Genomic DNA, 24,600 nt, shown 5'->3' on the forward strand with positions numbered 1-24,600 from the left:
AAAGTGTATGTGCCCTCGGCGCCAGCGGGTAAGCGCGAGGAGTTGCGCGGCGTAGCTGCTCACCCCCCACGCTTACTCCGCTGGCCGCTCGCTCCGGCCGGGTCGGTGCGCGGTGCTGGTTGGGGATACTTCACTCAAGCGCGCTCTCGCTCGCGCCCTGTAGGGCGCTCGCGAAGGCGCGAACGAGAGCGCGCAGATGATTCTGTAGATCGTAGTCGTCGGAAAACCGCGATGTAAGGGCATCGCGGTGTCGGGCGCTGAGCGCCTTCAGGAGCTAGTGAACTCCAATGTCAAGTAAGAACGTCTTCGGTAATGAGGTTTCGGTCAATGAACAGGCATCCGAAAAAGTGGACGAAGCAGCGGTCGATGAAGATGGCTTTGAGGTGGTCAATGAGACGCCGGAGTTCCAGGCGACGGTGCAGATGGAGGTGCAGGCAAAGGTCGATGCAAACCACCCGGACGGGATGGTTGAGACCACCGAAGAGCGAATCCACGGTGCGACCCTCGAACAGGAAGAGCGCATTCGGGCGCGAGAGGCCGAGCTGGAGCGCATCAGAGCCCAGGCGGAGCTGGGGACGCAAGAAGGGCGGGAGAAGCGGACGCGAGATATCGCGGCGAAGCGGAGCGCTGAGCGGCGTGCTGAGTTCCAGAAGCGGGCGGCGAGCGTGGACCCGTGGGCGGACCCAGAGCGGAACGATCCTCGTGCAGAACTCACGCAGGAGCAGTTGGCAGCGGTGAACAAGCAATCGATGCGGCTGTCCGGGAAACTGGATGGGTGGTCGCGAGCGGCGATTGGTCGGCGGCTGGGTGAAGCCGTGGTCGGTGGGAAGGACCTGATGAGCGCGGTCGTCGCGGTGTTCGAGGAACTGGAGACGGCGCCGGGACAGGTGGTTCCCATCGGGAAACTTGAGGGCGTCAATCGCAAAGAGGTGAGCATCGAAGGTACTGTGACGCAACTGTGGGAGCCGTCAAGTCCGAGCATTGCTCAGGTCGGTCTCATCGAAGATGAGAGCGGGCGCACGAAGTTCACGAGCTGGAAAGCGTCCGATGTCCCGTGGATCGAAGAGGGCGAACGAGTTCGCATTCACGGAGCGGCGAAGAACTGGTACAACGGGCGCGTCTCGGTGGCTCTGACCGGCTGGACCACGGTCCACTTCTCCGAGCGCGGTCGGTAGTGGGAAGAATAGCCAGTCGGTGCAGGCTTCTTTTTTGCTGTGTGCCGGACCAACCCAAACCCCGCCGCCCCACCCTCCGCTCCGTGCTCGCTTCGCTGCGCGCGCAGCTACGACCTCCGATGCGGTTTATCTGGCGCCATGGGTGCCGGCGCAATTAGACCGCCAAGTGACAGAGACATGGCGAATGTAACCACTGCGACGCGACATTCGAGACGGTCAACGGTCTCGGTGGCCAGACCTCGATCGGACGTGACGAACTCACAACAGAACTCCAACGGCTCGCCGATCACCTCTGTCGACCACCGACCCGTGCTGAGATGGAAGCAGACGGGACCTTTTCGTACTGCCCACCAAAATGAATTCGGCTCGTGGAGCGGTGCGCTCCGCTCAATCGATTTCCAGCAGTGCAAGAAGCCCAGGTTCCAGATGAGGTTCTCCTAGAAGCGATTCGGAACCTTGCTGATGAACTCGGACGCGTCCCCACCGCGCTGGAGATGGACGTGAAAGGTGCTCCCTCAGTAGGTACGCAAGTCCTGCACAGAGTCTTTGGTCCCCTCAATGGGTGAGGGGTTCACCGTGCTGGCGAATCTCCAGAAAAACCAGTGGCAAAACATGGCGATAAGAGATATCTACAAAACGAGCTTCGACGAGAATGAGCGCTAACTCGATTCGGGTCTTCGCGTTTTTCTCGTAGAGACGGAAGTTGAGTGGACGCTCACTCTGATCCCTCTGAATTGTCCTCAGTTAGGACTGAATCGGCAGGCAGGTTCAACAGGTAAGCAGACTTCTTAATCAAGTAATTGCGGTGTGCCTGAATCGCTTCTGGAGACCAACCACCATAGTTTCCGCGAGCTACTCGCAGTGCTAAGTCAAAACTCGAACGCGGTTTACCCCGCCTCCCCTGATAGATAGCAGCTTTCTCATCGAATGGCTTCTGAGCTGCCTTTGCATTGAGATCGTACTGTAGAGGAATCAAATTCCCAAGCGTGTTTCTCAGCTGACTTGCCTCCTCTCTACTGAAATTGTCTTCCCAGTAATCGTATTTTTCCATCGCAGAACCGTACGATTTGGGAAGCACGTGTTCTATGTGCATTCCACCGCCTCTCTTTTTGATCTGCTCAACCTTCTGGGAGTCACTTAGACTGTATTCAATAGCAACCAGCAGGCTCTTGTGCCACTTCTCATCTCCATATACATTATCAGAATACAGGCCGTCCCGAACCCTTTCCGGAATATTATCACGTTTTCTCTTACTCTCGATGTAGTCCTTGATCTCCTCCAAACTGGCCTCGTCACGAAGCAGAGTCAAGATCTTGATCGAGGGTATTTTGATTTTTTCGCTAGTATAATCTCCAATCCAGTAGGAATAATAAAACCCGATTAGCTCATCACGCAACTCGTCAAAGTAATCAACACCGTCCTTCTTAGCAGCAATAAGAATTGTTTTCCAATACAGAGTATGTGACAGATTTTCCAAGATGAAGATCTCTTTGGAACCCGAGTTTTCGATCCCGTTATAGTTGTCCACGAAGCTCCGAATATCGTTGACAATTTCTTTAGGATCCTTTCCCTCAAACTCAGATTTTAGCTCCTGATATCTCGTTTCCTGTGCCTTAGACTGCTGGAGATACAGTCGGTACATCCCAAGAATGCTGTCTAGGGTATCATAATCATCATCGACCTTCGTAGTGATGTCCTGCCAAACCTCGATCACATCGTCCTTGTCTTCGTCATCCTTCAAATTGCTCAGCAGATAGCTCTTAGTGAGATCAGAGACCGTCAAATCTTTTCCACGAGTGTTGATAGTCTGGAAAAGCCTGACAGCATGTGCAAGATTATCGCTGATAATTCTAATTAGTTCGATATTCTGATCGACGAACTCAAAGAAGTCGTTGAGATCTTCGTCTCTATCCCCGAACTTGACCTCCAGACAATCTATCAGGATTTCGGCAGCCTCGGTGTACCTGTTTTTCTCATCCAAGTCTATCGACTTGAGTACTGACTGTTCAAGATCAGTTTGCTTACTGGTCCTCAACCGCGGTTTCTCCAACGCCTGTTCATGGACTCTTCTCTGAACCCGTCTCTTGTTCCTATCGCTCAAGTAATCGTGGAAATGGTCGTTGAAAATCGCATAGAGAATTATTAGAGAGGTCATCCTCTGCTGTCCATCCAGTATATCATAACGTGAATCACCGTCCTCCTTCACCAAAATGACAGAGCCGAGATAGTAGGGACTGTCTCGGTCCTCATTCCACGATTCATAGAGGTCATCAACTAACTGCTCAATATGCGATCTCTCCCAGCTATACGGCCGCTGATACCGAGGAATTTGATACAAGTCATCCTCACCATCAAACAGATCCCGGCACTTCACCGGATCCGGTTTGAAACTATGCTGCATTATACAAACCAGATCAAACTACAGTTCTTTAATCATTTCCACAAAGTCCCCAACACATATTCTGACCGGGCGAAAGCACAGAATCCCCTATATCGATAGTAACTGTTCGGGGGTGCATTCCCGAACGGTATTTGAGGAGCTCAGTGCAGGTATCGTCGAAGGTTCAATTTATCAATCGGCCCAAACCAGCTCGCCCGCGGTTGTTTATTCCCCCTGAGAGGGGTGCGGGGTGCAGACGAGACGCCTCGCAAACTACCAATGGCGACGAGAGACATCTACGAAAGCGGATTCGACGAAGACATCCAGACGACTACAACTGCTTGCCCCGATTGTGGTGGCAGTATTCGACGGACCGGCCATGAAACGACCTGTGAGGACTGTGGACTCATCCTCGAAGAGAGCCGACTCGATCGAGGGCCCGATTGGGGGCGAAGTAACGGGCAGCAATCGAAGAAACGGACTGGCGCACCACTGACGCCGACGCGTCACGATCGCGGTCTGTCCACTGAAATCGGCTATCACCGAGATGGGAACGGAAACACGCTTTCGGGCCAGAAGCGACGACAACTGAACCGACTGCGTCGTGAACAGTCTCGAGCACAGTGGCAGTCGAAAGCGGAACGGAACCTGGCGTATGGCCTCAGTGAAGTCCGGCGGATCGTCGCTCGCCTCGGTCTGGCGGAGAGTATCCGTGACCAGGCGTGCACGCTCTTCCGACGGGCCTAATCCGAGGGGCTCTGTCACGGTCGATCGCTCGAGGCGGTAGCCGCAGCCAGTGTCTATGCAACAACTCGGTGTAACGGGCTCGGGCGATCACGGGCAGAAATCGCTGCCAGTGCTCGCTGTGATCAAGGGAGACTCACCAACGCCTACGATGCGATAAACGTTGATCTCGAGTTGCCGACACAGCCAATATCGGCAACCGATCGGATTCCAAAACTAGCAACAGAGCTCGAGGTTCCGGACCAAGTCCGTCGACGGGCAGTTGAGCTCGCACAGCGAGCGAGTGAAGCTGGACTCACCGTTGGCCGTCGGCCGAGTGGCGTCGCAGCAGGGTGTCTGTATCTCGCCGCTGAGCAAGCTGGACTGTGTCTCTCACAGCGCCAGATCGCCGATACTGCAGGAACATCGCCGAATACACTTCGAAATCGACGGGACGAGCTACTCGAGCTCGACGCCTGATCCGATCGGAAAGAACCGGATAATGTGGGTAGCGAGGCTCCGCTCGAACGGTGACTCGTGTAGGTTTTTTCACCCCCTGAGGGGTGAGGGGCGTTCTCAGAAGTGAGCGTCCGTCATCGAAACCAATGACTACGAGCGACTGTTCGCAGGTGTCCTTCGAAAACTCGGACACCAGACGCGATGAGATGCACAGCGCGATGGAAGCCTGGGCCGAAGAACTCGTCGAGGAAGTCGACGACGCAGTCTCGAGTGAGCAGTTCCAGGAGTGGCTCAATATGCAGAGTCGCTTCCACGACTACTCCTACCGAAATACGCTCTTGATCAACCGGCAGTGTCCGCATGCGATTCGCGTCGCCGGCTATCGGACTTGGCAGACCGAATTCGATCGCCATGTGAAAGAAGGCGAAAACGCGATCTGGATCTGGGCACCGATCATCGCGAAACAGTGCCCTGAATGTGAAAACTCGCCCTCATACCACGGGCGAAGCGACTGTGAATACGATGAGACGCCACCTGAAGAGTGGTCGAAAGGTCTTGTCGGCTTTCGGCCAGCACCAGTGTTCGACATTTCCCAGACTAAAGGAGAGCCACTGCCCGAACTTGAGACCGAAGCGACTGGAGATGCCGATGAACTGTTATCAGTACTCCTCGAAGCGGCCTCGATACTCGACATGAATGTGGAAGTCGTCTCCCAACCAGAGTGGACTCACGGCGATGCCAAGGGCGTCTGTCAGTATCGGTCTCCTGCAGAGCGACCACTACTCGAGATTCGAGCTCGTGAGAACAACGCTGATCTCGCTGTGACGCTCGTCCACGAATACGCTCACGCACTCCTACACAGTGGCACCGACGACAAGACCGAGCGCTCGAAACGCGAACTCGAGGCAGAGGCAGTCGGCTACATCGTCGGACGGTACTTCGGGATAGATACGAGCGGGTCGGCGTTCTATCTGGCCGCATGGGAAGGTGACGAGCCAGAGGTGATCTTCGACCGGCTTGAGCGGATCAGTTCGACTGCCCAAGAGATCATCGACGTCGTCAACAAGGTGACCGACGATGAGTGATCGACCGCTCCTGGTCGAGATCATCAATGCACTCGAAGAACAGGGCCTTGACCGGGACGAGTACCAACTCCAACAGGTGATTGATGTCGAAGCCCTCGAACGACTTGTAGACTCAACGGGCCCACACACTGATCTCGAGATTTGGTTCTCAATTGGTGAGCTCCGTGTAATAGTAACACCATCCGATGTCGCCGTAATCAAGGTGTCGTAACGGGAGTGCGCCGAGTCAGACTAACAGTCAGTCCAATTCTCAGTAACCGCTCGGTGCAGTTTGTGTGGTGCCAGACCGGTCGACTACGACAGAACGTGCGACGCTCTCGGAGTTCGCTACGAACCAGACGACTGACTCGATGCCAGCCAGTCAGCTATTGACCGCTGAGATCGTGACGATGACAGCTGACAGGCGGGTTGCAATCTCTCAAGTGAAAGCTATTATCGTCCACTTTTGCCAGCTTAAATATTTCTATCATTAGATTGTGTGGATTCTTACTAGACTAGTATATCGTTTTTATTCACCCAGAAGGGTGAGGTGATAAAGTGAATTCACATAGTGGTTCAGGAACTGAAATCATCAGAACTCGAGTGGGATATCAGTATCAGAGCTAGACGGAGTACTCATTATCAACCCAAATAGCAGTTCAAAGTCCATGACTCACCATCAACTATATACAAGTGCACCAACGATCAGGGATAAGAGCATGTCGACGCTACTTATTCAATCTTGCTCAAAGTCTAAAAAACAGACAGATGAGCCCATCTCTGCTATGGAATTGTACTCGGGATACTTCTTCAAAATCATAAAAAAGTCGAGAAGAGAAGAGACGGTAAATTCAAACATTGATGTGGGAATTCTGTCTGCAAAATATGGATTTGTCAAGTCTGATGAAAAGATAACCGCTTATGATCGCCAGATGAACTCTGAACGGGCAATGGAAATTGGATCAACAATGAGAGAAGAACTTCGAAATTACATATCACACGAGGGCTATGACCGAATTATCATCAATGCTGGAAAGGAATACCGGAAGGCGATAAATGGATTCGATGATGGCCTGTCTGTTGACATATACGAGATTACTGGTGATGGCCTTGGGTTAAAAGGCCGATCGCTGAAAAGATTCTTGAGAGGAGATGAATCCGGTATTATGAGGGTGAACTAATGTCCGAATCAGTTATATCATCTATCGATTTCGAGGTGACTTCGACGGCTGGAGATGCTCGAGCAGGGTCATTATCAATCAGAGATACAGTAATTGAAACCCCTAATCTCTTCCCCGTGCTGAATTTCTACGGAGGAGGGACGATAAATAGCAACTACGGAGGCGGAATTCATCGGACTGTCAAGGAATTCATGATCGGCCATGAGCGGATTAACGGCGGTGATTATTCCAAGTTCTTTGATGGAGTAATGACATCCGTTTCGTCACTGACTGACTACAATATTACCAGAGAAAGGTATGATGATTATGTGTCACAGCCAATCAAAGAGCGTGATGTGTTTTCTCCCTTTTCTGGCATATTATTTATTGATTCTGGGGGATTCAAATTCCTCAGCAGTGATGAGCTTGATGGGAGCAATTTCCAGATTGAAATAGATCAAGAGAAAGTTTATGAGATCCAGCAGAAGCTGGGTGCGGATATAATTGTCAATCTTGACCGACCGATTTCGCCTGACGATACGCATAACCAGCGTATCGAAAAAGCCCAGCAAACTGGAAAGAACATCGCGAAGTTCCTTGAACTTTCATCTGATTTTCGTGGGGCCCGATACCTAACACTTCACGGATACAACTATTCGATGATGGATGAATTTCTTACTGAAATTACTCGCTATACTAGCGCTGAAACGCTTCGATCAGCTTTTGATGGAATCGCCCTTGGAAGTCTTGTTCCGAAGAAGGATGATCGGAACGCGCTGATTGATGCCGTTATTGACTGTCGTGCCGTTCTCGAAGATTGGGGATTTGAGGAATTACCGCTTCATGTTCTTGGAATCTCGAGCCGAGCAATTCCACTTCTCGTCGCACTCGGAGTAGATACCTTCGACTCGTCAACATACCTTCAAACTGCAATAAACGGAGGGTATTGTACGTCGCTGATGGAGACAGTAGACGTCTCCGAAGCAAATCCTAAACAGTGTGACTGTCCAGTCTGTTCGTCAGAATACTTGAGAGAGTGGATGCTAGGAGATGCACCATACCAAAAAGATATGCTGGGAGCAGTTGCGATGCATAACTTAATAATTCAGAAACGTTCGATCTTCGAAATACGCGACCGAGTCAGACGCGGTGAGACGGAACCACTAATTGAGTACATCGAATCAACCGTGGCACAAGATAAGCCAACGAGAGAACACGCGCATCGGGTTGTCAACCATTCGCTTGGAGGGTACTTCTAATGAGAAAAAATCCAAAAGTCAACGAAGTAAACGAATTTCTTGAGATTGCCAGCGATTTCGAAGATCCACTCGAGGTAATCCGAGAATCACTATCGAACGCATACGACGCAAACGCTTCGAACGTCGAAATTGAAATCAGAAGCCGTGAGATGGGGTCTGATATCATTATCGATGACGACGGCGACGGGATGAATCAGCGCGACCTCGAGTCATTTTTCGACTTAGGGAATTCTCGAAAGACAGATTCGATTGGGTACAAGGGCCACGGTACGAAAATCTTCTACAAGAGTGATCGCATCGTCGTCAATACTGCTTCTGATGAGGCGAACCTCCGTGCAGAGATGGACAAGCCTTGGGAGAAGCTTAACCAGAGAGAGCTTCCGCAGTATGAGGTAACCGAAACTCCAGTTAGGAAAGGGAACACTGGTACGAGGATTCGAATTCGAAACTTCCGATCCGGACAAGGCTTCGATCCAGAATCACTCACCTATAATAAGATTGAACACTACCTGAAGTGGAAAACGATTGCTGGATCGACGGCATATCTGTTCGATGACGAAGATCGGGAGATGGACATCACCGTAAAGTTGGGTGATGAAATCGACGATTCCAGGCCAAAGCTCGAAACGACAACTCGGTTCAAATTCCCCGAGGAACAACTCGAGCCAGATCGGTCGTCCGAGTTCCCAGCCGAACGGATGTGCAAGCACTACAAACCAACTGAAATTGAAGTAGAATACGAGGGTGGGACAACGACGTTACAGATCGTTGGTATGGTCGGTGGGAAAGCCGCCCGAAACGAGCTACCGACCTACGGTAAACACTCCGCACAGTTCGGTGTCTGGCTAGCGAAAGATCACATCAAGGTTGAGCGATTGAACGAGGCAATTTCGCATGACAACGAGTTCCTCCACTTCTTCTTCGTTGTCAACTGCCAATACATTGAACTCTCAGCAAACCGAGAGTCTATCCGGAATAAATCCAGTCCTGTGTACCAACGGCTTACAGAGGAAGCCGAATATTACCTCTCCAAGGTCGCTCAGGATCCATGGTTCAAGGAGTATCTCGAGACCCGGCGGGATGCCGAAATCAAGCGTCGTGCCCGAAACCGCCGAAGCTCGTTGAAAGACCGACGAGAACGCATCGAATCAGGGCAAGCGCTTGAGCCGACCAACCGGACGGAAGTCTTGCTCACACTCGAGCGTGCCAACAGCAAATCAGATGCTTCGACGATCACTGTCGAGGATTTCGACCCCAACGCCGACGTTCACGCAATAGTGAGACAAGGTGGTAAACTCAGAAACGCAGCTGTACATCATTCGCTGACGGATCACTTCGAAGATGATCTTACATTCGAGGAAGTCGATCTCATCATCTGCTGGGAGTATGGCGATCCCACGACGCTGCGTGAGTACGAACGAACGGGCTATCTTGGTGGCGAGGTTGAGTTCCAGCTCGAGAATGATGGGCTCGTCTACGAAGACGATGGACAGTCTTTCATCGAAATTCTCTGCCTGAATCAAGAATCCGATAAAGTGACCCAGCAAGCGGTCATCAGCGACTAAGTCGATAGGTGAGGTACCAAGTGCGGTGGTTGGGTTGCCTTCGTAGCGGACGTGATTGTCGTAGAGGTAACCGAACAGGTTGACCAGATCACTCGCACCGTCGAAATTACATTCATATAATAACAAATAATATTCGATATTTTCTAAGACAATCTTCGCGTGAGAACACACCGACGGAACGCGCGTGTCCTCGCGGCGTTTCTGCACCAATGGTGCCGCGGTCGCCCGCTGGAGCGGGCTGACTGCGGCCCCTGGTACGACTGGCCGCTCGAACTCCTCGCCTGCGACTACGAGCGCGAAACCTGGGGAAATCGCTCGCTCATCGAAGTCTGGTTCGGAATCTTCGAATACCGAACCAGGCGCTTTTGGCACCGATTTCCCCACGATAGCACAACTGAATCAACTAGATCGTGGCTCACAGCTTTCGCAACCCACCACAATACGACGGTCTAACCTTGACATCCTCCAGGAATTACCAGAATCTATTAGTGAGGTCGTAGCAACGAAAGGGTATGGATTATGCTGACAGACATACGGATTTTTCTCGATTCGATGCATCTCTTCAAACCCTTCTGCAAGGCATCGTTTTCAATAGGCAACGGTGGGGGGACGAGGACGATGCTGCATTGGTGACGGACGCGATCAAATATCACCAGCGTCCCGTTAAGCGCCCGGACCGTCGACCCTACACCGGGGGAGACGAGTATATCCGTGAGGTCTTGGAGGAAATTCTCGGCTTTGACGAAACTATTCCGTTTCAGGAACGCTGTTGGGAGCGGCTGAACGAGATGCGGACTGCCCGGACGGAAGAAACTTCATCACAGGCTGCTATTCTGTCAGCGCCGACCGGGTTCGGGAAGACAGAGGGATTCGCCGGCCCCATTTTCCACGATTTAGCGACAAACCAGGGCCGAGGCTTCGGTAAAATCGTCATCGTCTATCCTCGTAACGCACTACTTGAGGATCAACTTGAACGGTTCCTTGTGACGATGGAAGAAATGCGGTCACAGTACGGGTCGGACATCTCTATTGGTATTTACAATGGTGACGTCCCACAGGACAACAGCGGCATCAAATACTCATCGCTGGTGGATTGGGGTGAATTCCGGATCGCACAATGGACTGGAGGAGATGAGCCGGTCCCGCTCGAATTCACTTATGACGATGCTGATAAGACATATACGCTCGAAGCGCAATCGCTCGAAGGGCCTACTTTTGATGAATCTCAAATTAAACTCTCTCGGAAGTCGGTCCGCGGTGGCAACGGCGGGAATCCTCCTGATATCCTCTTAACCACCATCAATTCGCTTGAAAATTTTGCGGTCAAGCCTAATTACGATATTATCGACGCATATCGGACGTTTGTCTTCGACGAGGTGCATCTGTACCGCGGCACGTACGGAGCCCACGCATCGAATGTCATTCGCAATACCAAGCGGTCGATCGAAGAGCGTGTCGATGACGAGACGGGGTTACTGTTCGTCGGGTCAAGTGCGACAATTGACAAACCGAAATCGTTCGGGAGCGACATTTTCGATATCGATCGCGGCGATATCTCGGTTATCGGAACGGATTCAGGAGATATGCAGGATTCCGATGACACGGAGCACTTCCACTTTGTCACGTCGAATGAGGACGTCGCTACAAGTTCCACGTTTATTCAGCAGATTCTGTTGTTTGCGCACGGTCTTCTCGAAGAACGGAACGGCCGTCCACGAAAGAAGGCGCTTGCATTCATCGATAGTGTCAGCCAAGTAAACCAACGCCACTTTCAAATCCGCGATTTTGAAAACGCTTCACGATGGCAGTACCACGATGAAGACGAGGATGATTGGGCGGCTGTCGCCACTGAAACGCCATACCTCAACTCCGATCCAGTCGGGACAACTCCCGGTCACGAGTTAATTGATGACGACCTCACGACGCAACCCACATCCGCCGACCTGCGTCTTCGGGCAGACGAATTCGGCGATACTGATCTAATTTTGAGTACGTCACTGTTGGAGGTGGGAATTGATATACCTGCTATCAAGGTCATTAGCCAGTACCGAGCCCCGTGGGAGATGTCGCAGTTCGTGCAGCGAATTGGCCGAGCTTCACGGAAGGAAGGGAACGATGCTCACTTCCTTATCGTCCTGGGAGATGATGCCGGTGATCGAAGTCTCTTCCACCGGGCTGATACCTTCCTTGACCCAGAAATTACCACGCCACTGAACGTCGACAACGAGATTCTGGAATGGATCCATGACCAATTGTACGAGGCATTCGAAACCGTCTATCGGATCCGGAGTGCGGCAAATCAACCATCACTAAATCGGCAACGAGAACTGTTTATTGAACACTTCCTCCAAAATTCCTCCGAAGAATCTTTCGAGGACTTTGCTAACTTTATTTTTGGACCGTCTAGTGAACTCTCAACATTGCTCCGACAGAAAGTTGTTGCTCCGAATTCCCTGCAGGATCTTGAATCAGTTCAACAAACATATAATGTGCTCGACCATATCCAACAAGACGCGCTATTGTCCAATGTAGCCTCGCTGGTGAGGGAACCAGCCCCTCGCGTAACTCTCCAAACAGGAAGCCTGAACGGTCTGTCTCAGAGAGTCAACAGTGCCATTCAGAGGACTATCTCAGAGGCAGAGACAGTCATGGATAAGGCCACTCCTCAGAATCAGTCTGCGGAGGATACAGTTGAAGACGTTCGTGAGAAGCTCGGCCGAGCATCGGACATCTTGGAGGACGAGCAGTACGATCGTCGCGACCGATACGACCAGCTTGATGACCTGTTCAACGAAATCAACAGCGAATTAGTCGGCGTCGCCGATAACCTCGAGGGGGTTACCAAGTCCTTTCCCTTCGACTTGGGTCTGGAAGAAGTCATCGCTGCCGCGCAGGAAGCACGCACCATTCGTAGCGACGACGACATCGAAGAGAAACGCCAGCGATGGCAGCGGATCTATTTCCTGAAACGGTCGCTACAAGAGTACTACTGTTTCGAGAATCAACGATTCGAAGACGGAAGGGTATATGGCCACCTCATGGTGCCCGCAATCAAAGCTCTTCTACGGGCAATCTATTTCTACCATCGCGCGGGTAACCTCGGTAATCAGCGTGCAGAGCTTGAGCCGCCACACTTCGTTCCCACGTCGTATTTCGGCGAAGCTGGCGAGACATTTTCGGTAGTCCCGGAAGACGAAGGGAGCGAAATTGGGGAGGACGACAGTGTCGATGCACTCTATGAGAACCGATTCAAAAGCGATGACGACGATGAAGATGAAGTTGAGCAAGGGGACGTCCCGCTGACGAAGCTCTTTTTCGAGTATGCTCCCTATATGTCAAAGTACCTCTCTGACGGGTCTCTGCAGATGTTCAATCCTCCTGTTGAGGAGGCACCCATTGATGCTACAGAAGACTACTACTTCGATGTCTCCGGCCTCTCTACTGAACCCGGGGAAGAAGTAATTACACCAAGTACGCTGCCTGTCAAAAGCGTCACCGACCAATCTGGTGATCAGGCTCGTGCTATCGTTTGGTACTGTGAGGAGTCTCTCTATGTTGGGCGCGATACGTGGGACGCCGGTCCGGAGGGATCGGATACGATGGCTTATGGGCAACTCCATTCGAATCCACAAGTCGGAACCTCGTTTGAGCCTGAACGTGAGGTTACAGACGAATTAGGGGTGGAGTATATCTCTGCAAACGTTCGGCTGGACAGTGTCGACCTCACTATTACCCCAGCATATCCGATGGGAGACCCGACTGGCGATGGTACGACGCCGTTCCGGACCGATCGCGACAATCAACAAGAGGTCGACATAGGCTTCAAGCAGCCACTTGGGTTCACGCTCAACACCCGGGGAGCTATCTGGAACTTGGACGAGTTCATTGACATTCTCGTTGGCGACGAGGTCTTTGAGCGCGAATTCGCACGTCATAATCCGGACGCCGACATTGAAGAAGTCGCCCACTATACTGCAGCCCATTTCTTGCTCGAGATTATCTCTGACATCAGTGGCGTTAACCAGGCACAGCTCCTCTATGGGGTCGACATCGAGAATCACCGAGTCGCTGTCTTCGAGCACGCTGAAGGTGGGCAAGGCATCGTCGACCTCTTTGAGCAGGTACGCACCCGAACGGATCACGAACGCATGTTGCGTGCCATCAACCGGGTAGCGGCGAATCCCCAGCTAATCAACGGCTCACTCTGGGCTGACGAGGACTTTGTCCAGGCTGTTCAAGACGATGATCAGGACCAGATTGATCAGTATGTTCGAGACAGAGTTGTGGTCGCGACGGACAGAATTGTAGACGATGTCAAAGAACAAGTTCACCACACTGTCGACCAGCTTGATGAGTTTGCCGACGTGACCGGTGTGCCTCAGGACGTCGCTTATGAGATACGCTACATGGCTGCCCAAATGCAGTTCGAGGATGGAAAACACGACCCAATCGATACATTGGTGGCTAACACGCCGGACAGCGTTCTGGCAGAAGAACTCCGGAATCTCATAGTGGACCCTGATGTCGACGACTGCGTGGAGAACCTCCACCTCGCGTACAGTATTGTCGAAGATCAGAGCGCTGTGTTGAGTAACGTCGTGCTTGAGCGACTTCACGATTACGTGACCGAACAGACGAACAATGACGACTGGGATGAGGAAGTCTTAGGCCGTGAGGCGCTTCCGGGGGCAATCATCGATGGTTCGAACATTTTCCATTCACTCTGAAGAGATTGCCAAATTCCTCGGGACGGCCTTCCTCAACGCGGATCAAATGGCCGTCGTGTCCCCATGGGTCAGTGATATCACCGTTCGATTCCCTGACTCTGACCGCATCTCGGACCAGAGGCTTCGGTTTTCCGAAACTGTTCAGATACTTGATGTCGATCTCGAGGTGTTCGTGGACCCAAACCAGAATCATCACAACAGACGGAAACCGACCTCGCTTCTCCCGCGGATTAGTGACCACGTGTCGATTCACGAAGTTGACGGGCTGCATGCGAAAGCAATCGTGACTGACAGGGTACTCTATCAAGGGTCAGCAAACATGACGTATAACGGACTGAACGTCAATATCGAGTTGTGCGATATTCGAGAAAACGAGTATGGGGATGTCGACCAGTTTCTTGAACATCAGCTGGGAATTTCTCCGGATCGGCAGTCCATCTGAGGTCGTGAAACGACCCTCGGGAATAATCATATTTTAGATTGAGTCTACAATGAAACGATCATCTCCTCGCGGACACTCGACTGGGAAGGGACCGCTGGGACGTCCTACTAAATCTCAACAACAAAGGGTTTCAACAGACCCATCTGACTCAAATCGCTAACGGCTATTAACAACATCTTGTATGAATTTCTCCATATATGATATAATCTCACGGGGACGTAGCGGAGTAGACGTGCTTCACTCCCACCCACAAAAGGACAAGGAGCGCTGCTTTCTGTTTAAAAATCAGAACAGTAGATGTCAAGCTCTGCCTCGAGATACGCTTCGATACTCTCGTATTCGTTCTCGATGACTTCACAGAGTTCGCGGTTGAGAGAGAAGCCACCTCGAGTGATGTTTGCAGAACCCAGGTACACGTATTCGTCACAGATCACGGCTTTCGCATGAAGATCGTCGAGTTCGATGAGAGTAACGTGGTCTGGCAGTCTGCGACGAAGATAGTCGTTGTGCGATTCGCCTTCCTTGACGATGATCATCACTTCCGTCTCTGGCAGCTGGCGGAGAGCCTCGGATAGACGAAGCGTACGCTCTTCGAGAGCGTTCGTGACCGGGAACTTGAGCTCAACGTCACTCATCCACGGCGAAACGATCGCGACCCGTTGGGCATGGACGAGCGTGTACCCGATGAAATACGCGAGGCTGTTAGAAGTCAATGAAAACGCTTGTACCATCTATCTCACCTGCAGGCGGAAGCTCTCGATCAAACATGGCGCTGGTCGCGTTTTCAGAAGGGACTGTAGTAAGGATGAAATCACGGAGTGCCTCGAGCACCACATAGCTTAACGAGTCCTTCTGATCGTGTCCGGATATACATTCCGAGAGATGGAGGTTCTCGACGCAGCCGTCGATATCCGGCGAATAAAACATAGTCTCGACGCGGTCGACGTCATCGATATCGACCTCGAGGGCCGATACTTCGTCTTCCGGGAATTCGTCTGCACCGCCGACCTGCTCACGTGCAACGACGTGTTTGGTTCGGATTGCTTCGGCTAGAGTCACTCCCTCGTCAGCTTCGAACTGACGACAGCGATCGACGGTCGAAATGATTTCCTCCTCGACTCGGTCGACAACGTCGTCGTAGAGGACCTCGAGATGAGATTCGATTAGGCCCCGTATCTGATCGTCCGCGGCATTTTCTGCGATAACCTCGTCGACGAAATCCTCATCGGCCCATAGCCGTTCGGCGATCACCTGCTCGTTGTACGTGAGCCGCGTAATCGCCTCGAGGACGGAACCGGGATCAGTCCGTAGTTCTTCGTATACCAGGTCCACGATCCCCTGTCCACCTTCTGAGCGTTCGAAGACGTAGACCTCGCCTTTCTCCTCGTCGAAGCCATAGAGCAACATCGTGGGATTGACGCTGCTCACGTCTGCAGTCAGCTGTAAGTAGAAGTGAGCTGCCGTGTGATAGAGCAAGTGCTGGTAGTCTACTTCGTCGAGGTCCTTGTACTGGGCCACTTCAGCCCGAAAACCGTCTTCGATACTCTCGAGGAATGGTTCGATATCGAAGATGAGACCTCTCGTTTCGAGCTGGAAACCCAGTGGTGTGTCCGGACTCGAGATTTCGCGCTGGAAGCGTTCTTTCGAACTGTCAAAATGATAGCCGATGTCTGGACCCATTGGCTTCGCAGGTTTGATGTCAAGCGTTACTCCAGCGAGTTCGATAGCGGCCGTGAAGTCTGCGAGCGTCAACGTGCCCGTAGACTCCTCTGCAACCCGTTCCGTGACTCGCGTGTTGACGTTCGCGGTCGAGTGGATTTTGCCGTATTCACGGTCGTCGTGGCGGAGACACACATCGAGGTCAGTGAGGATCTGGAGACACTCGGGGCAGTACCGGACGATGTTGAGCGCCCGATCGCCCGTGAGATCAGTGATTTCGCTCGTGCGTATCGTATCCGGAACGAGCATTCCATCCCGCTCTTCTCCCGAGATGTCTTTCTTGAACTCGAATTCCACGCCGTCTTCAGTCACCCTCGTGTGTGGCAAGAACGCTTGCATCACACCCGAGTCTGACTGGTACTCGCTTCTGTACGGAGCGTACGTGCTTACAAGCTGGTCAATTGACTCTTCAGTTCCTTCATGGTCGTTCTCTCCACGGAAGACGGTAACGTATCGTCCAGTATCTCCGTAATAGTTGGGTGGGACGTACCAGACTTCTCTGGCGAGACGATCGCCGTCGACTCGCAGATAACGGTCGACGTAGTACGCTGCCCTCAGCAGATGTTTGACCGCGAACACGCTGAGATAGGGTGTATAGTAGTCGACGTATTCTTCGAGTTCGCTTAGAGCGGATTGCAGGTAATATACGCGTCGCTGAGTGCGGTAGAATTTAGCCAGCCTATCATCGGACGAGAGTGCGTCGAGTTGATCGACCGCTTGCTGAACCGCCTGGAGCTCATCCATGTTCACCGTTGGCACTGACCGGTCAGCCGCAGTGTTAGCAGCGGTCCGGAGGTGGATGAGATCGCCAGTACAACGGAAGACGTCCGCAAGAAGGACGGAGAAGTGCTCTACCCGCTCCGAAGGGGATCCTTCGGCCGACGAAGCTCTCTGACGGATGTTCTCGAGTGTGTCTCGTAGTTCGCGAGCGTTCTCTTCGTAGTTGGATTCTCCCGCTTCGCGAAGCACCGATTCATACCCCCCGGTCTGACCCAGGAAGGCCTTTACCAGCGTCAGAATTTCCTCCTGAACGTCATCGAGGTGTGAGTCGATGGCGCTCGATCCTCGGACGATTTCACCACCGTCGACGTCGAAGTAGCCTTCGATGTCTTCAAACTCGTCCTCGAGCTCTCGAACGTGTCTCGCGAGATCCGCACGGACCTCTTGAACGATCTCTTTCGATAACAGTGATTCACTCGTGACCTCAATGTCGAACTCTTCTTCGAAGAAAGCACTCGGCTCATCGATCATGTGGTAGACGCGATCGAAGCCGAGGTCGTCGACGAGATACCCATCGAGAAACGCAAGATGGCTCTCACGCGATGTGATGTACTGATGGCGGTTTTCCCTGACCTCTGAGGCACGGTTGTAGTACTTTCGGAGACACTTGTGGATCCACTCGACGACGCTGTTGTCCGTTTTCAAAGGAGTTCGAATCTCTGATCCGAGGAACCGATCGGCCCGATAGAACATGTTAGCGTCTCCGGTGAGATTCGAGAGGAAGACGACGATGTGTGCATCCATTCCCGGTTCTCTCGCTGCTCGACCCGCTCGCTGGAGAAACGACGAAAGGTTCCATGGCGTTCGATACTGGGTAACGATTTTGATCTCTCCGACGTCGATTCCAACCTCGAGGAACGATGTTGACAGGAGGACATCGCTCTTCGATGCCGACTCAGAGTCAAATCCTGCATCCGAGTAGACTGGCATGAGCGACAATGGTTCGTCGATGAACGCGTGATCCATCTGATCGGCAAGCCACGGCCAGTCGTCGGTCGCCTCACGATCAGTGTGATACCGCCATAGTTCGCGCTCTCTATCGGCATCTTCGAGCTGGATCCGTTTTTGATTCACCTGCGAGATACTGTCGATGAACCCCAGGAGCTTGCTGCGATCACCGTCTTCGTCCTCGAGAAGGCTGTGACCCAGCATCATGTGCTGCTGGATGGACATTGGAGCCGCACCGGGTCCATCGCTATCTGCGAGCAGGAAGTAGTAGTGTTCGTAGTCGTCGTGATCCTCATCGAAGTCAGACGCGGGCGGTTCTTTCGTTTCGATGTTGTCAGATGAAACGTCAAAAAGACGTTTTCCGAACCTATTCGCATTATCGATTGTTGCACTCGATCCTAACCACAGGATCGGATCGTCAGATGCGTCGTTTACGTTCTTGATTACGTTGGCTGCATGCGATCCCCGTAGCTGGGTGTAGAGGTGAACCTCGTCAAGAACGATCGTGTCGATCAGGTCGACCAGCGGGTAATTCGGTTTGAGAGCGAAGCCCTCGAGAGACTCGAGGGTCGTGAGGATAATATTCGGCTGGTTGTTCGAGACGAGTTCCTTTCGAGCGAGAACCAGATCCCGGTCGGTGAACGTGTGCTCTTCAGGGTGTTGCTCACACCGCAGTTCGTAGGACCTGGATGAGCCGTGGAATTCCAATGCGTTCGATCCGTCCCCACACCAGCAGTTCGTCAGTCTGAACCGAGGAGGAACCTGTGATTGATCGAAGAAGCGCCCATTGCCGGAAACATCTCCGAGTTCGTATGGCTGTCGGCCGACGTAGACGCCTGCTGAGAGTTCGTCACCGGTTTTTTCACGGATGGTATGGATGTGCTCGAGGATACGCCCGAGTTGGTCCTGGAGTAGTGCTCGGCTTGGATAGACAATCGCAACGGACTCTTGGCGTCCGTCGCGAAGAAGTTGATAGAGTGGTCCGAGGAACGCTTCGGTCTTCCCGAATCCAGTGGGAGCCGAGAAGATCGCGGCTTTGGTCCGACCATCCTCTCGTTGGGCACGCTCAAGAGTGTCGACCGTTTGCCAGCTGTTGATCTGGAAGTCTAGTGGATCGAAGCCGAAAATATCGATGATATCGTTGACGAACTGGTTGTCGCCGTCATACGGTGTCGTTTGACGACGCTTCTGTTGCTGCGAGGCGTATTTCAATGCACTGGTGAGGAACGCTGCATCATCCTGTTCAGTGTCGAACAGTTGGCGATTATGGAGGAAAGACTGGATGAGCGGCCTGACCTCTGGCTTTAGACGATTTGGATCAGTGTTCCGATCGATATGTTTCATGTGATAAAGATGCGAGTTACTTCGTTGTGTTCAATGCGACTGTATGAACGTTTCCCTCGTCGGTGAACCGCCCCAGGGCATTCGCCTCGGCCGCCTGTAAAAAGAATAAGCGGCTGTGTTGAATCGCCATACGGAGTTGGATTTCGCTGTTTGACAGCCTGCTTGATGTTATAGACGCCGCATCAAGGTGGTTTCACGGAACTCTCGTCACCAGAGTATGAATAGAAGGAGAATGTGCCGTGTTCAGATCTCTCAGATCGTAACTGCAATGTACTGACCAGCCGACCCGATGTGGCCGGTCACTCCAGCGGCCCGACCACCTCCTCCAGACTGGCCCCTAGTCGGTAGCCCAGCACTTCGTTGACCCGCTCGTATCTGAGCGCGTATCGCATAACTTTCCGAATGAAGCGGGCGTTTTCCTCGATCGTCTCGATGGTCGCCGGGAACGACAGGAAGTTGAAGGCCTCTTTGTTGTACTTGTACAACAGCCAGACTAGGTGCGGATAGCCCCGAACGAGGTGGAACTCGGCGGTGAAGCTGTCTGCAGTCAGGCCGGTGAAGTCATCAACGAGGGACAGTCCGCCCGTCCGGACGATCCTGTACACGCCGCTCGGCGTCGGGACGTCCTCGACGCGGTCGAGGGCGTCTTCGTAGATAGCGAACCTCGATTTAAGGATCCGCCTGAGGTGTCTGTTCATCTTCCGTTGTTCCCCGGCCGTGAGCATTGAATACGACAACAGTTCCTCGTCGTGTTCGAACAGGATACCCAGTTCCCGCGCGGCCGCGGTCATCTCCTCGACAGGCACTTCCTCCTCGCGGGCGATCTGCCGGAACAGCGGGCCGAGGATTTCCCGGGCCCGATAGGCCACGAGTTCGTCGTACTCGACGTGTAACGGGACGCCGATAAGCCCAACCTGGTCCGGGTCGGCCTCGCCACCGGTCTGGGATCCCACGCCAGTTTCGCTCGACCGCTGCATCTCGTTCCAGCTCGGAACGTTCGGTCGCGCCGTCCGCTCACCGAAGTTACGCTCGAAGAATTTACGCGCCTTCTTCGGATCGAACTCGGGAATTTCACCGCTCGCGTGTGTCACAGTCTGATCACCAAATAATAGTACGCCGCGTCGGCGCATAAACAGTGTGTATAGTTAGCATTCAACAATTATGGGATGGCAGGACCCCGGATCATACTCTCCGTGAGTTATTGATTCGCTTCTATCAGTCTTAAATGATGAAGTGAAAATCACTGTCTCATCTAGTGATAAGATCATTGATAATTTGTTCCTGTTTTGACCGGCTCACGCGAGTCAGTTTCGCTGAACAGTGGATTGAACGATTCCTTCCGAACATCCAGAGGTTATGCTAATCACTCTTGGGCGGTGGATTCGCCAACTATGCCCTCGTTTCGCTGTATTGTCACCGGATTTACCTCGACATCTCCTATCAGATGACAATCGATCTGCTAAAAGAAATGTTACAAATAACAGGGAAGATCGGCCTTGATGTAGCCGATCTCCCCGCACTTTCCACACTGTATAAAGCGTTTGATCGGATCAAGATGAGCATCTGTCGAGTGCTGCTGCGCCAGTCGACGCAGCTGCACGACCTTTCCGAGCACGCTGCTATCGATACAACCATCTACGAACGAGATCGTGCGAGCCGCCACTATTGCCAGTGAACGAATTATCGCGTCCAGATTCTCAAAGTCTCAAAATTCATCGATACATCAACGCAGGCTGTACTCGATCTTCACTGTTCGACGACGTTAGAAGTCAGTGACGCGGATCTTTGTGAGCATATCACCCGCCAGAACGCGGGCGATCTGCAGTCACTGGCCGCTGATAAGGGCTATGACAATCAACAACTCCGCGAACACGACATTCACCCTTGATTAAACATCGAATCTTCACGCCGTACGATCACGCACACAACGCTCGTATTGATGAATATCGGTACGCTCAGCAGTCAATTACCGAAATCGTCAACTCAGCCGTTAAGCGCTCGCTCGGCTACGCCGTACGGGCGCGTAGCTGATATCGAGAGTCCATGAAATTGCTCTAATGTGTGTCGTCTACAACATCAGGCGTGCCGTCAAACAATGAAATTCACCGCCTTACAGCGATTCAACAAAATCGAATAAGCCAGTCAAGGGACTGATGACGGTGTTTCTTATTCGTCTAGTTTAGATAGACTGTTAGGCATGGGAGAGTTCGCATCAGCAGTACAACACCATCTTCACGAGCAGCTTGCCGCATCGTATCCAGAATTTAATTGGAAGACAGAACACAACATTGCTGGAACCCCGGTCGACGTTGCTGGACTTGATGATGAGACACTAATTCTCATCGAGCTAGAGTGGCGTCGCGCTGATCCAGCGGATAATTCTGCGAAGCTGTTCCGTCATTTGAGCACGGGAACGATAGAAGCTTCAGAGGTCGTTGTTTTCCACGTCTTTACAGGATACTACGACCTTACTCGAGGTGGCGTTTCATCGAAGCGGAAAAACGCCGAATTCGTTGGTCACGTCGCGAGCGGCGCAATTGACTATCTTTCCTACTATCCAGTCGATTTTGATTTTGAGCCGCCAAAACGTGGTGAAGAATGGCCAGATAGTTGGCAGATAGCTGGAGATGCAGTAGTGAATGAAATACAAAATCAGTTCGAGACACATCGTTGACCCCTGCGTAGGATGACAGTTTGGGCCGTAGTAGGTAGCGTTTTAACACCGCCTTGCCAAAATGCTAGGTATAAACAACGAACGAGTGTCATGATGGAGATCTTGGCTTCGATTGTTTCTTCTCTCAACGGCGGTCAGCGTAGCCAGGGCTGGCAATCAACGGCAGCTTCGGCACAACTCATTGCAGATGGGGGAAAGGAAGTGGATAAGTTTGAAGACAGTACTGAAGAAGTCGGTGGCTTTGTTTTCGGACAGGTAGAGGAGCGAACTGATTCGAATTCGTCAACCCACAGTGAAAGAGAGAGAAGAGATGATACGGTCCTCTCTTCGGAAGCACAGGCGCGATTAGCAGACCTAATCAATCTCCAACCAACGAAGAACAACGAACTGCAGGAGCGTTGGAACCTAGATTCTGGAAGTGAGGTTCATCAGTACCTCGAGTCAGAATTGAAATCGTATTACTACCGTGATGAAAATAGCCTCATCCGGGCCACTGATGGGGCAGAGCAGCTTCTGAATGATGAACCAGACAGTTCGACTAAGAAAGGGGCGTCTGAAGACGAACTCGAACACTCCAGTACAGCTTCCTCGCCTGATGAATCTATTGACCTGCAAGAACGCGACCTCATCATCGAATTAGTTTCTCTCACCCAAGAAATGGGGCGGCTTCCCACGGCAAGCGAGGTTAATGATCAGTGTCGGAACACCCATCAGGAATACCGCGAGGTGTTCGGGTCGCTGGTTACCGCGTACAAGCAGGCTGGTATTGTTCCCGAAGACGTTTCAGAGGCAGAACTCACGACTTACACCACAGAGGAATTTTCAGGCAAGAACGGAAGTGAGGCAAAGTCAACATCGGATACTTCCCGCCTTAGTTCTGCGTCTTCTGATAAGGAGGGTGGCAATACAGGAGAAGTGACAACCCACTCCGGTGCGTCCAGCAAGCTTGAGAAGCCCGCAACACAGGAGCAGACGGAAGACCATGCTGGACAAGTAGAGGTGACCGAGGACGCGCTTGTCAAAGATATACAGCGTTTTGCGGAGATAATCGATGAGCCTCCGACTGAAGAACTGGTCATTTCCTACGGCGAGTACGGATCGACAGCCTATGAAACGGTTTTCGAGTCGTGGGATCACGCACTCGAGGAAGCTGGATTCGATTCTGCAGACGTCCCGGATTGGACTAATCGAAAGTACACTAACACGAAAATCCTCGATGCGATTTCGGACTTAGCGGAGGAGCTCGGCCATCCACCGACGACAACTGAAATGAATAAGTACGGTGATGTCACTGGTGGAATTGGATCTCTTCGATTCGGATCTTGGGCCAATGCTATCAGTCTCGCTGGACTCGATTCTGACGAGCGATCTTCAATCCAAAAAGCTACGGCTGCCAGCGATGGTCAATTTGGTAGTTCTACAGCTGATAGCGAGGGTTCTGCGGAAGAGATTACTGTTACCTCAGATCCCACGGACGCTAGTGCTGAGGAGTCAAGTCTCGAGGAACTAACAAGCGTCAGCGGCGTGCTCAAATCAGATGCAATCGCTCTCGCTGAAGCGGGGTATGCGTCGAGAGAAGCACTAAAAGAGGCCTCTGTTGACGATCTCCAGAAGGTAGAGAAGATCGACCTTCAGATCGCATTGCGAATCAAAGCCGACGTTGAGGAATAGTTAATATTGTCTATACAGTTATCAAGAAGATCACCTCCCATAGCGGCATTTTGGGGGATATGTATCCGCTGCCGGTTGGCGAGGTAGGAACTACAGCGACCAGATATTGACGGCAGCGTCCGTCATCTCTTCTGACAGCTGGTCGGTCTCGGCGAGTCCCCACTTCGAGTAGTTGTCAGCGACATCGTTCGCCATCGCATATGTTGAGTACAAGACGGCTGGATCCCCGGCTACGTGACGCTCATGGAGTGGGGCGAGCAGGACGGCGACCCGCTCGAACACAGCCAGCGCGACAAGCTCTTCATCGGCGACGAGTTCTCGAGCAGGTGCGCCATACTGGCGATGATCCGTCTCGAGCGTGGACCGGACCGGACGGTCGCTGTCCAATCGAACGTACCGTTCGCGTCCTGTACGTTGCTGAACGAGTGGGGGTGATCGAAGTACCGGCGATGGATGCCGACAGACTCCACGGCTCGGCAAAGCAGTTCGTGGTACCGGCGGAAATCGATG

Annotated in this window: 17 protein-coding genes and 4 pseudogenes; 16 read left to right on the forward strand and 5 right to left on the reverse strand. The window is 52.4% G+C overall.

Annotation, left to right across the window (positions count from 1 at the left end; all coding sequences use genetic code 11):
- Nucleotides 1-287 precede the first annotated feature (287 nt).
- From BMX07_RS04760 to BMX07_RS24995, 3 genes are all read left to right on the forward strand, one after another.
- Nucleotides 288-1,175 carry a DNA-binding protein gene (locus BMX07_RS04760; protein WP_090614398.1) on the forward strand — a complete coding sequence of 296 codons (888 nt, stop codon included), beginning with the start codon at nucleotides 288-290 and terminating at the stop codon, nucleotides 1,173-1,175.
- Between the two features lie 242 nt (nucleotides 1,176-1,417).
- Entirely contained in the window at nucleotides 1,418-1,534 is a 117-nt protein-coding gene (locus BMX07_RS24990; protein ID WP_245742055.1) for a homing endonuclease associated repeat-containing protein, read from the forward strand.
- 45 nt (nucleotides 1,535-1,579) lie between these two features.
- Nucleotides 1,580-1,741, forward strand: a complete 162-nt coding sequence (locus BMX07_RS24995) for a homing endonuclease associated repeat-containing protein (protein ID WP_245742046.1) — start codon at nucleotides 1,580-1,582, stop codon at nucleotides 1,739-1,741.
- Nucleotides 1,742-1,890: 149 nt separating this feature from the next.
- Here BMX07_RS24995 and BMX07_RS04765 read toward each other — a convergent pair whose 3' ends face one another.
- A complete protein-coding gene (locus tag BMX07_RS04765; RefSeq protein ID WP_090614401.1) occupies nucleotides 1,891-3,576 on the reverse strand; it encodes a DUF262 domain-containing protein in 1,686 nt (561 codons plus the stop codon).
- Between the two features lie 258 nt (nucleotides 3,577-3,834).
- On the opposite strand from BMX07_RS04765, the pseudogene BMX07_RS25000 reads away from it, so the two are divergent.
- The 8 genes and pseudogenes from BMX07_RS25000 to BMX07_RS04800 all read left to right on the forward strand — a co-directional run bounded on the left by BMX07_RS25000 (nucleotide 3,835) and on the right by BMX07_RS04800 (nucleotide 14,954).
- Nucleotides 3,835-4,758, forward strand: a pseudogene (locus tag BMX07_RS25000) (transcription initiation factor IIB).
- A 125-nt stretch (nucleotides 4,759-4,883) separates the two neighbouring features.
- Nucleotides 4,884-5,822, forward strand: a complete 939-nt coding sequence (locus BMX07_RS04775; protein WP_090614404.1) for an ImmA/IrrE family metallo-endopeptidase — start codon at nucleotides 4,884-4,886, stop codon at nucleotides 5,820-5,822.
- On the forward strand, nucleotides 5,815-6,033 hold the full coding sequence (locus BMX07_RS04780) for a HalOD1 output domain-containing protein (protein WP_090614407.1): 219 nt from the start codon (nucleotides 5,815-5,817) through the stop codon (nucleotides 6,031-6,033). Before BMX07_RS04775 ends, BMX07_RS04780 begins: the two co-directional genes overlap by 8 nt.
- A gap of 487 nt (nucleotides 6,034-6,520) precedes the next feature.
- Nucleotides 6,521-6,982 (forward strand): DUF6884 domain-containing protein, encoded by a 462-nt coding sequence (locus tag BMX07_RS23575; protein WP_342708156.1) that lies wholly within the window; start codon nucleotides 6,521-6,523, stop codon nucleotides 6,980-6,982.
- Nucleotides 6,982-8,220 carry a tRNA-guanine transglycosylase gene (locus BMX07_RS04785; protein WP_217643671.1) on the forward strand — a complete coding sequence of 413 codons (1,239 nt, stop codon included), beginning with the start codon at nucleotides 6,982-6,984 and terminating at the stop codon, nucleotides 8,218-8,220. The genes BMX07_RS23575 and BMX07_RS04785 overlap by 1 nt, the downstream gene beginning before the upstream one ends.
- Nucleotides 8,220-9,785: an ATP-binding protein gene (locus BMX07_RS04790; RefSeq protein WP_090614409.1), complete on the forward strand. Its 1,566-nt coding sequence runs from the start codon at nucleotides 8,220-8,222 to the stop codon at nucleotides 9,783-9,785. Before BMX07_RS04785 ends, BMX07_RS04790 begins: the two co-directional genes overlap by 1 nt.
- Before the next feature lie 512 nt (nucleotides 9,786-10,297).
- A complete protein-coding gene (locus BMX07_RS04795) occupies nucleotides 10,298-14,512 on the forward strand; it encodes a DEAD/DEAH box helicase (RefSeq protein WP_090614413.1) in 4,215 nt (1,404 codons plus the stop codon).
- Nucleotides 14,484-14,954, forward strand: coding sequence for a phospholipase D-like domain-containing protein (locus BMX07_RS04800; RefSeq protein ID WP_139210807.1), 471 nt, complete (start codon nucleotides 14,484-14,486; stop codon nucleotides 14,952-14,954). Before BMX07_RS04795 ends, BMX07_RS04800 begins: the two co-directional genes overlap by 29 nt.
- Before the next feature lie 278 nt (nucleotides 14,955-15,232).
- On the opposite strand, the gene BMX07_RS04805 is transcribed toward BMX07_RS04800, so the two are convergent.
- From BMX07_RS04805 to BMX07_RS04815, 3 genes are all read right to left on the reverse strand, one after another.
- A complete protein-coding gene (locus BMX07_RS04805) occupies nucleotides 15,233-15,685 on the reverse strand; it encodes a phospholipase D-like domain-containing protein (RefSeq protein WP_245742047.1) in 453 nt (150 codons plus the stop codon).
- A complete protein-coding gene (locus tag BMX07_RS04810) occupies nucleotides 15,657-19,745 on the reverse strand; it encodes a DEAD/DEAH box helicase (RefSeq protein ID WP_090614420.1) in 4,089 nt (1,362 codons plus the stop codon). Before BMX07_RS04810 ends, BMX07_RS04805 begins: the two co-directional genes overlap by 29 nt.
- 299 nt (nucleotides 19,746-20,044) lie before the next feature.
- Nucleotides 20,045-20,875: a hypothetical protein gene (locus BMX07_RS04815; RefSeq protein ID WP_139210808.1), complete on the reverse strand. Its 831-nt coding sequence runs from the start codon at nucleotides 20,873-20,875 to the stop codon at nucleotides 20,045-20,047.
- Nucleotides 20,876-21,117: 242 nt separating this feature from the next.
- Here BMX07_RS04815 and BMX07_RS04820 point away from each other — a divergent pair.
- From BMX07_RS04820 to BMX07_RS04835, 5 genes and pseudogenes are all read left to right on the forward strand, one after another.
- Nucleotides 21,118-21,844, forward strand: a pseudogene (locus tag BMX07_RS04820) (IS5 family transposase); the annotation flags it as partial.
- 98 nt (nucleotides 21,845-21,942) lie between these two features.
- Nucleotides 21,943-22,419: a hypothetical protein gene (locus BMX07_RS04825; protein ID WP_090614426.1), complete on the forward strand. Its 477-nt coding sequence runs from the start codon at nucleotides 21,943-21,945 to the stop codon at nucleotides 22,417-22,419.
- 357 nt (nucleotides 22,420-22,776) lie between these two features.
- Nucleotides 22,777-22,924, forward strand: a pseudogene (locus BMX07_RS25610) (DUF5797 family protein); the annotation flags it as partial.
- A gap of 122 nt (nucleotides 22,925-23,046) precedes the next feature.
- Nucleotides 23,047-24,090 carry a homing endonuclease associated repeat-containing protein gene (locus BMX07_RS25010; RefSeq protein ID WP_281246930.1) on the forward strand — a complete coding sequence of 348 codons (1,044 nt, stop codon included), beginning with the start codon at nucleotides 23,047-23,049 and terminating at the stop codon, nucleotides 24,088-24,090.
- 234 nt (nucleotides 24,091-24,324) lie between these two features.
- Nucleotides 24,325-24,525, forward strand: a complete 201-nt coding sequence (locus BMX07_RS04835; RefSeq protein ID WP_090614433.1) for a hypothetical protein — start codon at nucleotides 24,325-24,327, stop codon at nucleotides 24,523-24,525.
- On the opposite strand, the pseudogene BMX07_RS25755 reads toward BMX07_RS04835, so the two are convergent.
- Nucleotides 24,459-24,599: pseudogene (locus BMX07_RS25755) on the reverse strand (DUF7845 domain-containing protein); the annotation flags it as partial. The gene BMX07_RS04835 and the pseudogene BMX07_RS25755 sit on opposite strands and share 67 nt — an antisense overlap.
- Between the last annotated feature and the right edge of the window lies 1 nt (nucleotide 24,600).

Origin of the sequence: Natrinema salaciae (genome assembly GCF_900110865.1) — an archaeon.
GTDB lineage: Archaea > Halobacteriota > Halobacteria > Halobacteriales > Natrialbaceae > Natrinema > Natrinema salaciae.